This is a genomic window from Aquariibacter albus, from assembly GCF_014145335.1.
Lineage (GTDB): Bacteria > Pseudomonadota > Gammaproteobacteria > Burkholderiales > Burkholderiaceae_C > Aquariibacter > Aquariibacter albus.
Genome location: NZ_JACIVI010000003.1, coordinates 87,171 through 100,359 on the forward strand (window position 1 = coordinate 87,171; position 13,189 = coordinate 100,359).

The following is a 13,189-nucleotide window of genomic DNA, read 5'->3' on the forward strand; positions in this document are numbered from 1 at the left end:
ATGCGCAGCCGCCGTCTGGCGCCAGGGCGCGGCGGTGCTGCCGCGCGGGCTGCGTTCGGCGCGGCTCACCGCAGCGCCTCCGAGGCCACGGCCTCCGGCTGCGAAAGGGCGGTCCGCTCCGCCGCCGGCCGCTCGCCCAGCTGCGGGCCCTGGCTGGCCGGCCAGCGCGCGATGCCGGCCGGCAATTCGATGTAGAGGGTGTGGCCGGGGCTGGCGGGCTGCATGGCCAGCTTCTCGCGCGCAAGCTGCTGCACGCGCATCGGCGTGGCCTGGGCGCGGCGCTCGGCCTCCAGCACCTCGCGCTCGGCCTCCAGGCGCAGGGCCTGCTGCTCGGCCACGAAGATCGCGTGGGTCAGCATGCGGCTGCGGTAGCTGACCTGGACCAGCCAGAGGCTGCTGGCCAGCAGGGCCAGCAGCAGCACGGTCGTCAGGCGCAGGTTCATGCCACGGCCTCCCCGTCGAGGCGCTCGGCCACGCGCAGCACGGCCGAGCGTGCGCGCGGGTTGCGGGCCAGTTCGGCCGCGCCGGGCTTGATCCGCCCGATGGCACGCAGCTTCAGCGCGGGCCCGCGGCCGCCGGCCCAGTAGTCGGGCGAGCGGCGGTCGACCACCGCCCGGCTTTCGCCGGCGATGAAGGTCTTGACGATGCGGTCTTCCAGCGAGTGGAAGCTGATCACCGCCAGGCGGCCCCCGGCACGCAGCCGGGCGAGGGCTGCGGCCAGCGCCTCGCGGAGCTCGTCCAGCTCGGCATTGACGCGAATCCGAAGGGCTTGAAAGGTGCGAGTCGCCGGGTCCTGGCCGGGCTCGCGGGTCCGGACCGCACTTGCCACGACCGTGGCGAGCTGGCGGGTGCGCTGCAGCGGCTCGCCGCGTTCGCGGCTAGCGACAAGCGCCCTTGCAATCGGGCCAGCAAACCGTTCTTCGCCGTAGTCACGGATCACCTCGGTGATTTCGCGCAGCTCGGCGCGGGCCAGGAAATCGGCGGCACTCTCGCCGCGCGTCGGATCCATGCGCATGTCCAGCGGGCCGTCGAAACGGAAGCTGAACCCGCGCTCGGGGGTGTCGATCTGCGGGCTGCTGACGCCCAGGTCCAGCAGCAGGCCGTCGATCTGCGGCAGGCCCCGGGCTTCGAGCACCGTGGCCAGCTCGCTGAAGGGCGCATGCACGATGCTGAAGCGCGGATCCTCGATGCGGCGCGGGCCCTGCTGGGCGTCGGCCACCGCGTCCGGATCGCGGTCGATCGCGATCAGCCGGCCCGCCGGGCCGAGGCGTTCAAGGATCGCGCGGCTGTGGCCGCCGCGGCCGTAGGTGCCGTCCACGTACAGGCCGTCGGGCTTGTGCACCAGGGCCTCGACCGATTCGTTCAGCAGCACCGTGGCGTGCGCGGGCGAACCGTCGCCATGGCTCGGGGCGACCGGCGCGGGGGCGGGCCGGGGAGGGCGCTTTGCCATGCCGACCTCAGAAGATCGCGTTGGCCAGCGACTCGGGCATCGGCTGGGCGATGACCTCGGCCTCCTGGGCGGCGTAGCGGACCGGATCCCACAGCTCGAAGTAGCTGCCCATGCCCATCAGCAGCACGTCGCGGACCAGGCCGCCGGCGCTGCGCAGTTCGGGCGAGATCAGCACGCGGCCGGCGCCATCCACGCTGACGTCCATGGCGCTGCCCAGAAAGATGCGCTTCCAGCCGTCGGCGCTCATCGGCAGCGCCACCAGCTTCTCGCGGAACTGCTCCCAGACCGGGCGCGGATACAGGCGCAGGCAGCCGCTCGGATGCTTGGTGAGGGTGAGCTCGCCTTTCGCGGACGCGTCGAGCAGCTCGCGATGGCGGGTCGGGACGGTCATCCGTCCCTTCCCGTCCAGCGCGAGCGCTGAGGTCCCCTGAAAGTGCAGCAGCGACACACAACTCCACTAAAGTGCATTTTTTCCCACTGTAGCGGAGGGGCAAGCCCGGGGTCAAGCTGCGCACATGTGATTTCTTCAATGAAATCAAGCACTTATCGGCGATTTTTGCGACGCGGAGCCGCTGAAAAAATCAGCCAGAAACAAGGACATGCAAGCATGTCTGGAAGTGCAAAGTGAAGACCCTAATGCAAGCGAGGCCCTCAAGGGGCCTCGCTTCTTCGGGGGGAGGCGGGTCGATCCGCGAGCGCTTGCGGGGACGCGCTCGCGGACGGCTTCAGGCCCTCACCGGGTCTCCGGCGGCCGCGAGACCGTAGTGCGCCTCGATCTGCGCCCAGGCTTCCTCGGCGGTCTCGACGAAGTGGAAGAGGGCCAGGTCCTTGGCGCTGATCATGCCGGTCTCGACCAGCCAGTCGAAGTCGATCAGCCTTTGCCAGAAGCTGCGGCCGACCAGCAGGATGGGCCGCCGCCGCACCTTGCCGGTCTGCTGCAGGGTCAGCACTTCGAACAGTTCGTCGAGCGTGCCGAAGCCGCCGGGCAGGCAGACCAGGGCGATGCTGCGCATCAGGAAGTGCATCTTCCGCAGCGCGAAGTAGTGGAAGCGGAAGCTGAGTGCCGGCGTGATGTAGGGGTTCGGCGCCTCTTCGTGCGGCAGCACGATCGACAGGCCGATGCTCGGCCCGCCCGCTTCGGCCGCGCCGCGGTTGCCGGCTTCCATGATGCCGGGGCCGCCGCCGGTCACGACGACGATGGGCTGGGCGAGCGTGCGCGAGGCGGTGGTGGCCAGCGCCGCGAAGCGCCGCGCTTCTTCGTAGTAGGCCGACATGGCCAGGCCCTGGCGGGCGCGCTGCAGCGCCGCTTCGGCCTCGGCGCGGTCGGCGGCCGCGCCCAGGGCGGCTTCGGCCTCGGCCAGGCGCTGCCGGGCGACGGCGGGCTCGGCGATCCGGGCGCTGCCGAAGATCACCACGGTGGCCTCGATGCCGTGCTCCTGCTGGATCAGCTCGGGCTTGAGCAGCTCCAGCTGCATGCGCACCGGGCGCAGTTCCTCGCGCAGCAGGAAGTCGCGGTCGGTGAAGGCCAGCTCGTAGCTGCTGCCGGGCTGGGGCCGTCCGGGAGGGGGCGGGGTGAGGGTGGCTTCCTGCTGGGCGCTGGGGAAATTGCGGCCGGCCAGGGGTTCGGGCGACACGGATCGGGCTTCGTTCATGCGCCGCAGCTTAACGGCCGGCGACCGCGGCCCCGGGCACGGCCGGGTCGCAGACGCTGCAGCCCGGCCGGCGCTTCAGGCCGATCTCGGTCCATTCCATGCTGCGGCCGTCGAGCATCTGCAAGCGGCCGGCCAGCGAGCGGCCGCTGCCGGCCAGCAGCTTGATCGCCTCGGCCGCCTGCATGGCGCCGACGATGCCGACCAGCGGCGCGAACACGCCCATGGTGGCGCAGCGCACGGCATCGGCCGGCGCCTCGGGCGGGAAGAGGCAGGCGTAGCAGGGGGCGTCGGCCGGCACCGCGGGGTCGCCGTCGTGGCCGCGGCTGTCGAACACGCTGATCTGCCCGTCGAAGCGGATCGCCGCGCCCGAGACCAAGGGCTTGCGATGCGCGACGCAGGCCCGGTTGACCGCATGGCGGGTGTCGAAGTTGTCGCTGCAGTCCAGCACCACGTCGGCGCCAGCCACCAGCGCGTCCAGCTGCTCGGGGCCGGCGCGCTCGACCCGGGCCTCGACCTGCACCTCGGGGTTGATCGCCGCCATCGACTGGGCGGCCGAGCGGGCCTTGGGCTGGCCGACCCGCGCCAGGTCGTGCGCGATCTGGCGCTGCAGATTGGTCAGGTCGACCACGTCGGGATCGACCACGGTGATGCGGCCCACGCCCGCGCTGGCCAGGTAGAGCAGCACCGGCGAGCCCAGGCCGCCCGCGCCGATGACCAGGGCGTGGGCGGCCAGCAGGCGTTCCTGGCCCTCGATGCCCAGTTCCTCCAGCAGGATGTGGCGGCTGTAGCGCAGCAGTTGCTCGTCGTTCATCGCATGGGACGGCCCGCGGGGACTGTAAACGACAAGGACCGCCGCCGCGGTCCTTGGGGGGGAGGGGGCGGTCGCATGGACCCCCGCCCTCAGTTGGCCTTGGCGTCCTCGGCCTTGCGCTCGGTCTGCGTCTTCGACACGACCACCGGCTTGCCCTTCAGGCGGTTGAGCGCCTGCTGCAGCGGAAAGTCCTCCGCGGTGCCGAACTCGGGCAGCGGCTTGGGGCCGTCCTTGGACTTGGCGGCTTCCTCCAGCTTCTTCAGCGCCGCCTCGCGGGCCTTCTCGCGCTCGGCATCCTTGGCTTCCTCGCCCTGGCCGCTGGTGATGTGCTTTTCCAGGTCGGCTTCGCGGGTGCGCAGCACGCTGAACAGATTGCCCTCGGCGGTCTCGTCGATCCAGACATCCGGCACGATGCCCTTGGCCTGGATCGAACGGCCGCTCGGCGTGTAGTAGCGGGCGGTGGTGATCTTGAGCGCGGTGTCCTGCGTGATCTGGCGCACGGTCTGCACCGAGCCCTTGCCGAAGGTCTGGCTGCCCATGACGGTTGCGCGCTTGTGGTCCTGCAGCGCGCCGGCCACGATCTCGCTGGCCGAGGCCGAGCCTTCGTTGACCAGCACCACCATCGGCACGTTCTTCAAACCCGCCGGCAGCTTCTTCAGCGGGTCGTCGCCGCGGCGCGAGTAGTCGCCCGGGTTGGCCTTGTAGGTGGCCTTGGAATCGGCGATCTGGCCGTTCGTCGAGACGACGGTCACGTCCTTGGGCAGGAAGGCCGCCGAAATCGCGACGGCGCCCTCCAGCAGGCCGCCCGGGTCGTTGCGCAGGTCGAGCACGAAGCCCTTGATCGTCGGGTCCTGCTTGTAGAGCTCGGCCACCTTGCTGGCGAAATCCTCGACCGTGCGGTCCTGGAACTGGCTGACGCGGACCCAGGCGTAGCCCGGCTCGATCAGCTTGGCCCGCACGCTCTGGGTGCGGATCTCCTCGCGGGTGATCGTCACCGGGAAGGTCTTGCTCTCGGCCTTGCGGAAGATGGTGAGGATGACCTTGGTGTTGGGCTCCCCGCGCATCTTCTTGACCGCCTGGTCCAGGCTGAGGCCCTTGACCGCGGTGTCGTCGATCTTGGTGATCAGGTCGCCGCTCTTCAGGCCGGCCCGGAAGGCCGGCGAGCCCTCGATCGGCGAGACGACCTTGACGAGGCCGTCTTCCATGCCGATCTCGATGCCGACGCCGACGAACTTGCCCGTCGTGCCTTCGCGGAATTCCTTGAAGCTCTTCTTGTCGAAGAAGACCGAGTGGGGGTCGAGGCCGGAGACCATGCCGCTGATCGCGTCGGTGATCAGCTTCTTCTCGTCCACCGGCTCGACGTAGTCCGACTTGACCAGGCTGAAGACCGCGGCCAGCTGCTGCAACTCCTCCAGGGGCAAGGGCGAGAGCTGGCCACGCGCAGCCGCCTGGAACTGCATGGTGGTCAGTGCGCCCGCCAGGGCGCCGACCGCCACGAAACCCGCCATCTTCAAAGTCGCACCCATGAGCCAACGCTCCTCGAAATCCTGCGATCCAGTATAGGACCCGGTCCAGAGCCCGACCGGCCAGCGGGGACCCTCGCCCCCGCTTTGTCGGCCCGGCGCCCCGCGGGCTTCCCCGGGGCGCGGATCCCGTGATTTCAGGCTTCGCGCGGAAAGGTCACCACGTGGTCCACCTCGGCGCGGATGCCGATCCACTCGCCGAGCTGGTGGTCATGGTGGCTGGGCACGTGGGCCAGCACCTGCTCGCCGCTGGCCAGGCGCAGGGTGTAGAGAAACTCCGAGCCGCGGAAGGCCTTGCGTTCGATGCGGGCCTTCACCGGGCTCGCGTCGTCGTGGACGATGTCGTCCGCCCGCAGCAGCACGTCGCAGTCGCCGTCGCGCACCCCTTCGATGGCGGCGTCGCGCAGCGGACCCAGGGCGGTGTGCACCTGCCATGAGCCGGGGCCGCCCTCGGCGCGGGCCGGGGTGAAGACCCCGTGGCCGATGAAGTCGGCCACGAAACGGGTGGCCGGCCGGTGGTAGAGCCGGTAGGCGCTGTCCCATTGCGCCAGGCGGCCCTGGTGCATCACGCCGATCACATCACCCAGGGCAAAGGCTTCGAGCTGGTCGTGGGTGACGAAGAGCGCGGTGGTGCCGGTCTGCTTCAGGATGCCGCGCAGCTCCTGGGCCAGGCGCTCGCGCAGGTCCACGTCCAGGCTGGAGAAGGGCTCGTCGAGCAGCAGCAGCGCCGGCTGGGGCGCCAGCGCCCGGGCCAGGGCGATGCGCTGCTGCTGGCCGCCGGAGAGCTCGTGGGGCGCACGCTCGGCGGCATGGCCCAGGCCGACCAGGTCCAGCAGCTCGGCCACGCGGGCCTTCTGCGCCGCGCGGGGCTGGCCGTGCAGGCCGAAGGCCACGTTCTGCGCCACGGTCAGGTGCGGGAACAGGGCGTAGTCCTGGAAGACCATGCCGATGCGGCGCTGCTCGGGCGGCAGCTGCAGGCCCGTCGCGGCCTCGCCGATCACCCGCTCGTCCAGCACGATGCGGCCGCCGGCCAGCGGCTCCAGGCCGGCGATCGCCCGCAGCAGCGAGGTCTTGCCGCAGCCCGAGGGGCCGATCAGCACGCCGATCTCGCCGGCCGCCAGCAGGAAGCTCACGGCGTCGACGGCCGGGGCCTGCGGCGCCCGGCCGTAGCGCAGGCTGACCGCCTCGACGGCCAGCGCCACCCGACCGCCGGCGCCGCGCTCGGCGGCCGGGCTCAGCGGCGTGCGGGAATAGGCCGGTCCTTGCATCCGCCTATCATAGCGACCGGACCCCGAATGACATTCGTTCGCATTCTTGTTGACCCGCCGGTTGCCGCGGGCGCCCCCTGCCCATGCGTGGCCTGAGCCTGTTTGCCTGCGCCCTTCTGGCCCTGCCCCTGTTCGGGGTGCTGGGGGCATGGGTCCATCCGCAGGCGGGCAGCTGGGCCCTGCTGCTGCACCAGCTGCAGACCGTGCTGCCGGCCTACGCCCTGCAGTCCCTGCTGCTGGCCGCGGGCGTGGCGCTCGGCACCGCGCTGCTGGGCGGCATGACGGCCGCGGCGGTCACCCTTTTCGAATTTCCCGGCCGACGCGTCTTCGAATGGGCGCTCTTGCTGCCGCTGGCCATGCCGGCCTATGTGCTGGCCTATGCGGCGACCGACTTCCTGCAGTTCAGCGGTCCGCTGCAGACCGGGCTGCGCGCGCTGACCGGCGCCCAGGGCCCGCTCTGGCCCGATGTGCGCAGCCTGCCCGGGGCGATCGTGCTGTTCACGCTCGCGCTCTATCCCTACGTCTACCTGCTCACGCGCGGCGCCTTGCTCGAACGCGGGGTGCACCTGATGGAGGCGGCCCGTCTGCTGGGGGCCGGCCTGGGCCGCCGCATCACCGCGGTGGCCCTGCCGCTGGCCCGGCCGGCCCTGGCCGCGGGCGTGGCCCTGGCGCTGATGGAGACGCTGGCCGACTACGGGGTCGGCAGCTACTTCGGCCTGACCACCTTCACCACCGGCATCTACAAGGCCTGGCTGGTGGCCGACGACCGCATCGCCGCAGCCCAGCTCGCGACCGTGCTGCTGGCGCTGGTGGCCCTGCTGCTCACCCTGGAACGCCGGGCCCAGGCCCGGCTGCGCTTTGCCGGCAGCCGCCGCGGCGCCGCGGCCGCGCAGGAGGCCCGCCCGGTGCGCCTGCAGGGCCGCCGCGCCGTGCTGGCCTGGGCCCTGTGCGCGCTGCCGGTGCTGCTGGGCTTTCTGCTGCCGGTGGCGGTGCTGCTGTTCCAGGTGGCCCGTGAATCGATGCATGGCGGGCCCGAGGGCCTCGGCGGCCTGCCCGGGAACCGTTTCGGCGACTGGGCCCGCAACAGCCTGAGCCTGTCGGCCAGCGCCGCGGCACTGGCCGTGCTGCTGGCCCTGCTGCTGGCGGCGGTGCTGCGCGGGCTGGGCCGGCGGGTCGGGCCGCCGGACTGGGGCGCGCGCCTCGGGCCGCCGCTGATCCGGCTGACCGCGCTGGGCTATGCGGTGCCGGGCGCGGTGATCGCCGTCGGTCTGCTGCTGCCGCTGGCCACGCTGCAGGCCCTGGCGCCCGGGAGCGCCCTGGCGCAGACCCTGACCAGCGTCTTCACCGGCACCGTCACCGGCCTGATCTATGCCTACCTGGTGCGCTTCACCGCGGTGGCGCTGCAGTCGGTCGAAGCCGGCTATGCGCGCATTCCGGTCAGCCAGGACGACAGTGCGCGCATGCTCGGGGCCGGTCCGCTGCGGCTCTTCGCCGGCGTGCATCTGCCGCTGCTCGGCCGCTCGGCCGGTGCCGCTGCGCTGCTGGTCTTCGTCGACGTGATGAAGGAGCTCCCGGCCACCCTGGTGCTGCGCCCCTTCGACCGCGACACCCTCGCCGTGGTGGCCTACAACCTGGCCCGCGACGAGCGCCTGGCCGAAGCGGCGCTGCCCTCGCTGGCCATCGTCGCCGTCGGTCTGGTGCCGGTCATCCTCTTGAGCCGCGCCTTGCGCGCGCGCTGAAGCCGGCCCGCTGTCCGCCATGTCGCGCCGGCTGCACGAAGACGACAAGGTCTCCAACCCGAGCGACGTGCCCTCGCTGGCGGCCCTTGCCGCGGCGGCCGGCGCCGACGGCCCGCGCCGCCGCCTGCTGCTCGGCGGCCTCGGGGCTGCGCTGCTGCCGGCCTGCGCGGCCGGCGGGGCCGGCCAGGTCGTGGCGCCGGCCGCTGGCGAGGCCGGCGAGCGCATGCTCGGCTTCCGCCCGGTGCCCAGCGCCACCGGTGACCAGGTTCTCGTGCCCGAGGGCTACCGCGCACAGCCCCTGCTGCCCTGGGGCACACCGATCGATGGCCGCGCGCCGCCCTTCCGACCCGATGCCGGCAACACCGCCGAGGAGCAGCTGCGCCAGATCGGCGACAACCACGACGGCCTGGCCTACTTCGGCTTCGACGCCGACGGCCGAGGCCCGGGCCTGCGCAGCGACGAAGGCCTGCTGCTGATCAACCACGAGTACATCAACCCCGAGTACTTCTTCGGCCCGCCGCCCCCCGGCCTGTCGGCGGACGCGCTCGCCCGCGAGCGGGTCCGCAAGGCCCAGGCCGGCCATGGCGCCTCGGTCGTCCATGTGCGGCGGCAGGCCGACGGTCGCTGGCAGCAGGTCGAGGGGGCCCGCCTGAGCCGCCGCCTGCATGCCCACACGCCGATGCGCCTGTGCGGCCCCGCCGCCGGTCATGTCCTGCTGCGCACCGCCGCCGACCCGGGCGGCCGCCAGGTGCTGGGCATGCTCGGCAACTGCGGCAGCGGGCGTACGCCCTGGGGCACCTACCTGAGCTGCGAGGAGAACTTCCACGGCTACTTCGGCTGGTCCGGCCGGCGCGCCGCGACCCCGCTCGAAGCGCGCTATGGCCTGAGCCGCGAGGGCTTCGGCCTGGCCTGGCATGCCTGCGATCCGCGCTTCGACCTGGACCTCCATCCGCACGAGGCCCACCGCTTCGGCTGGGTTGTCGAGATCGATCCCTTCGACCCGGATGCCCTGCCGCGCAAGCAGACCGCGCTGGGCCGCTTCAAGCACGAGAACGCCGAAGTCGTGCTCGACCCCGACGGCCGGGTCGTCGTCTACATGGGCTGCGACGAGCGCAACGAATACCTCTACAAATTCATTTCCGAGGGCCGCTTCGACCCCCGCGCGCCGCGCAGTGCGGCCAACCGCCGCCTGCTGGAGCGCGGCACCCTGCATGTCGCCCGCTTCGAATCCGGGGGAGGCCACTGGATTCCGCTGGTCCATGGCCAGCACGGCCTGACGGCGGCCCACGGCTTCCACGACCCGGGCGAGGTGCTGGTGCGCGCGCGCCAGGCCGCCGACCGCGTCGGCGCGACGCCGATGGACCGGCCCGAGTGGATGGCCGCCCATCCGCGGGTACCCGGCGAGGTCTATGCCAGCCTGACCCACAACCCGCAGCGCGGCGGCGACACGCTCAATCCCATCGACGGCCGCGGCCCAGCCGGTGCCGCGCGGCCGCCGGTCGACGGGCCCAATCCGCGCCCCGACAACGTCTGGGGCCACATCCTGCGCTGGCGCGAGGCCGGGGGCCGGGCGGCCGCGCTGCACTTCGAATGGGATCTCTTCGCGCTGGCCGGCCAGCCCGGAATCGGCGGCGCGCGCGCGCCCTCGGCCAATCTGCACGCCGGCAACCTGTTCAACAGTCCGGACGGCCTGGCCTTCGATGCCTTCGGCCGCCTGTGGATCCAGACCGACGGCAACTGCAGCAACCGCGGCGATTTCGCGCAGATGGGCAACAACCAGATGCTGGCGGCGGATCCCGCCAGCGGCGAGATCCGGCGCTTCCTCGTCGGACCCTCGGGCTGCGAGGTCAGCGGCCTGGCCTGGACGCCTGACCGCCGCACCCTGTTCGTCAACATCCAGCATCCGGGCGAGATCGCCCGCGGCCCCGGCCGCCATCCGCGGCTGGCGGCCGACCCCGATCCGGCCCGCCTCGCGGCCGAGCCCACCCTGATGTCGGCCTGGCCTGCCTCGCAGACCGGCGAGCCGCCGTCCCGGCCGCGCTCGGCGACGGTGGCGGTCTGGCGCGAGGACGGCGGGCCGGTCGGCGGCTGAGCGCACGCCACGCCGCGGCCCCGGGGGCTGTCACCCGGCTTTCACGAAGGCTCCGAAGAATGGCCGGCGTCCTGACGACCCACCGACCGCGCCATGAGCCTCGAACCGAACACGCCGAACACCTACGACGACGACGCCATCGTCAACCCCTCCGCCAACGTCCATTTCGGCGAGGTCGTCGCCGCCCGCCTCAGCCGCCGCCAGGTGCTGCGCAGCGGCTTCGGCGCGACGGCCGCAGCCCTGTTCGGCAGCAGCGCGCTGAGCGCCTGCGGCGGGGGCGGCGGCAGCGACGAGCCGGCCGCGCGCACGCTGCGCCTGGGCTTCACCGCGGTCGACAAGAACCAGAACGACCTGGTGACCGTGCCGGCGGGCTACCAGGTCGCGATCCTCCACGCGTTGGGCGACCCGCAGCACTTCGGCGATGCGTCCTGGGCCGGCGACGGCAGCGAGAGTGCCGACTCCTACAACCGCCGCATCGGCGACGGCCACGACGGCATGCACTTCTTCGGCCTGTCCGAGACCGGCAGCTACCAGGCCGAGCGCTCGGATCGCGGCCTGCTCTGCGTGAACCATGAGTACGTGGTCGCGCCCTACGGCCTCCACCCGAGCGGCATGACGGCCGGTGCGGTGCGCGTGGCGTCCGAGGTCGACAAGGAAATCGCCGCCCACGGCGTCAGCGTGGTGGAAGTCCGCCGCGGCAGCAGCGGCAACGCGGTCAGCATGGTGCGCGGCTCGCGCTTCAACCGCCGCATCACCTCGGCCACCCTGATGGCCTTCGGGGGCCCGGTGCGCGGTTCGGACCTGGTCAAGACGGCCGACTCGCCGGCCGGCACCCACACCCGCGGCACCAACAACAACTGCGCCAACGGCTACACGCCCTGGGGCACCTACCTGACCTGCGAGGAGAACTACCTCAACGTCATCAGCCGCGCCGCCGGCGACAACGCGCTGCGCAGCGCCAAGGAAGTGAGCGGCCTGAACCGCTACGGCCTGCCGCAGAACCGCGTCAGCCCCTACCGCTGGGACACCGTGAGCAGCAGCGATGCGCGCTATGCGCGCTTCAGCTCCTCGGTCACCGCGGCCAGCGCCGACCTGGACTACCGCAACACCATCAACACCTTCGGCTGGGTCGTCGAGATCGATCCCTTCCAGCCCGACTCGGTGCCCGTCAAGCGCAGCGCGCTGGGCCGCTTCAACCACGAAGGTGCGTGGCCCGCGCCGGCCGTGGTCGGCCAGCCCATCGTCATCTATTCGGGCGACGATGCGCGCAACGAGTACATCTACAAGTACGTCTCCAACGCCACCTGGCGCGCCAGCGACGTCAACGGCGGCCTGGCTGCCGGCGCCCGTTACCTGGACGACGGCAAGCTCTACGTCGCCAAGTTCAATGCCGACGGCAGCGGCCAGTGGGTCGAGCTCAGCTTCGGCGTGAACGGCCTGGACGCCTCCAACGCCCTCTACCCCTTCGCCGACCAGGCCGATGTGCTGGTGCACTGCCGCCTGGCCGCCGACTCGGTGGGTGCGACCAAGATGGACCGGCCGGAGTGGGGTGCCGTGCACCCGAACAATGGCGAGGTCTACATGACCCTGACCAACAACAACGCCTCGAACCGCGTCGCCCCGACGGCCACCCCCACCGGCCGCCAGGCCCGCCCGGACGCCGCCAACCCGCGCTTCTACAACGACGGCGAGGGCAACACCGGCAACCCCAATGGCCACATCATCCGCTGGAAGGAAACCGGCGCCACCAGCTTCAGCTGGGACATCTACCTCTTCGGTGCCGAGAACGACGCGGCCGCGGACGTGAACCTCTCGGGCCTGACGGCGGCCAACGATTTCTCCAGCCCGGACGGCCTGTGCTTCGACCCGCGCGGCCTGCTGTGGATCCAGACCGATGACGGCGCCTACACCGACGTCACGAACTGCATGATGCTCGCCGCGCTGCCCGGCCGCGTGGGGGACGGCGGCCCGGCCACCGCGGTCGGCGGCACCGCCACGATCAAGGGCGCGAACGCGACGACCGACACCCTGCGTCGCTTCCTGGTCGGCCCGAAGGACTGCGAGATCACCGGCTTTGCCATCACCCCGGACGGCAAGACCATGTTCGTGAACGTGCAGCACCCCGGTGAGGGCAGTGCCAACCTCGGCGCCGGCCTGATCAGCCACTGGCCGGCCAGCCAGACCGATGCGGCCTCCACCGCCCGGCCCCGCTCGGCCACCGTGGTCATCACCCGCAGCGACGGCGGCGAAATCGGCCTGGCCTGAGCCCGGCGCGCCGGCCGGTCCGGCCGGCTGCGCCCCTACCATCCGAACCGCGGCAGCTGCCGCGGTTTTTTCATGGGGTCAGGATGGGCATGCGCGAGGGGATGGGGGCCGGAGCCCTGGGGAAAAGGCGTCTGGGGCTGCTGCTGCTGGGGCTGTTCGGCCTGGCCGGCTGCACCGTGCTCGGCGTGGCCGGGGCGGCCGCGGGGGCGGCGGTGTCGGTGGCCGGCGCCGTCGTCAGCACGGGCGTGACGGTGGGCGGCAAGGTCATCGGCGCGGGCGTCGATGCACTCCGCGAGGACGAGGACGAGAAGGCCGCCCGGGAAGCGCGGGAAGCCCGCGAGGCCCAGGCCGCCCGGACGGCCCAGGCCCAGGCCCGACCCTGAAGCGGG

11 protein-coding genes are annotated in these 13,189 nt (G+C 72.1%); 4 read left to right on the forward strand and 7 right to left on the reverse strand.

What is annotated here, in order from left to right; translation table 11 throughout:
* Nucleotides 1-65: 65 nt before the first annotated feature.
* The 7 genes from ftsL to H4F90_RS09785 all read right to left on the reverse strand — a co-directional run bounded on the left by ftsL (nt 66) and on the right by H4F90_RS09785 (nt 6,704).
* Nucleotides 66-443 (reverse strand): cell division protein FtsL, encoded by a 378-nt coding sequence (ftsL, locus tag H4F90_RS15755; protein WP_182664002.1) that lies wholly within the window; start codon nt 441-443, stop codon nt 66-68.
* Complete coding sequence (gene rsmH / locus H4F90_RS09760) at nt 440-1,450, reverse strand: 16S rRNA (cytosine(1402)-N(4))-methyltransferase RsmH (RefSeq protein ID WP_182664004.1); 1,011 nt, start codon at nt 1,448-1,450, stop codon at nt 440-442. The genes ftsL and rsmH overlap by 4 nt, the downstream gene beginning before the upstream one ends.
* Nucleotides 1,451-1,457: 7 nt before the next feature.
* A complete protein-coding gene (locus H4F90_RS09765; RefSeq protein WP_407926180.1) occupies nt 1,458-1,889 on the reverse strand; it encodes a division/cell wall cluster transcriptional repressor MraZ in 432 nt (143 codons plus the stop codon).
* Between the two features lie 286 nt (nt 1,890-2,175).
* On the reverse strand, nt 2,176-3,102 hold the full coding sequence (locus H4F90_RS09770) for an LOG family protein (RefSeq protein ID WP_182664008.1): 927 nt from the start codon (nt 3,100-3,102) through the stop codon (nt 2,176-2,178).
* A 10-nt stretch (nt 3,103-3,112) separates the two neighbouring features.
* On the reverse strand, nt 3,113-3,913 hold the full coding sequence (locus H4F90_RS09775; RefSeq protein WP_182664010.1) for a HesA/MoeB/ThiF family protein: 801 nt from the start codon (nt 3,911-3,913) through the stop codon (nt 3,113-3,115).
* Nucleotides 3,914-4,002: 89 nt separating this feature from the next.
* On the reverse strand, nt 4,003-5,439 hold the full coding sequence (locus H4F90_RS09780) for a S41 family peptidase (protein ID WP_182664012.1): 1,437 nt from the start codon (nt 5,437-5,439) through the stop codon (nt 4,003-4,005).
* A 134-nt stretch (nt 5,440-5,573) separates the two neighbouring features.
* Complete coding sequence (locus H4F90_RS09785; protein ID WP_182664014.1) at nt 5,574-6,704, reverse strand: ABC transporter ATP-binding protein; 1,131 nt, start codon at nt 6,702-6,704, stop codon at nt 5,574-5,576.
* A gap of 83 nt (nt 6,705-6,787) precedes the next feature.
* Here H4F90_RS09785 and H4F90_RS09790 point away from each other — a divergent pair, with 83 nt between their 5' ends.
* The 4 genes from H4F90_RS09790 to H4F90_RS09805 all read left to right on the forward strand — a co-directional run bounded on the left by H4F90_RS09790 (nt 6,788) and on the right by H4F90_RS09805 (nt 13,183).
* A complete protein-coding gene (locus tag H4F90_RS09790) occupies nt 6,788-8,443 on the forward strand; it encodes an ABC transporter permease (protein ID WP_182664016.1) in 1,656 nt (551 codons plus the stop codon).
* A gap of 19 nt (nt 8,444-8,462) precedes the next feature.
* Nucleotides 8,463-10,535, forward strand: a complete 2,073-nt coding sequence (locus H4F90_RS09795) for a PhoX family protein (RefSeq protein ID WP_182664018.1) — start codon at nt 8,463-8,465, stop codon at nt 10,533-10,535.
* A gap of 93 nt (nt 10,536-10,628) precedes the next feature.
* On the forward strand, nt 10,629-12,800 hold the full coding sequence (locus H4F90_RS09800; protein ID WP_182664019.1) for a PhoX family protein: 2,172 nt from the start codon (nt 10,629-10,631) through the stop codon (nt 12,798-12,800).
* Nucleotides 12,801-12,889: 89 nt separating this feature from the next.
* The gene (locus H4F90_RS09805) at nt 12,890-13,183 is read left to right on the forward strand and encodes a hypothetical protein (protein WP_182664022.1); all 294 of its coding nucleotides are present in this window, start codon (nt 12,890-12,892) and stop codon (nt 13,181-13,183) included.
* Nucleotides 13,184-13,189 lie beyond the last annotated feature (6 nt).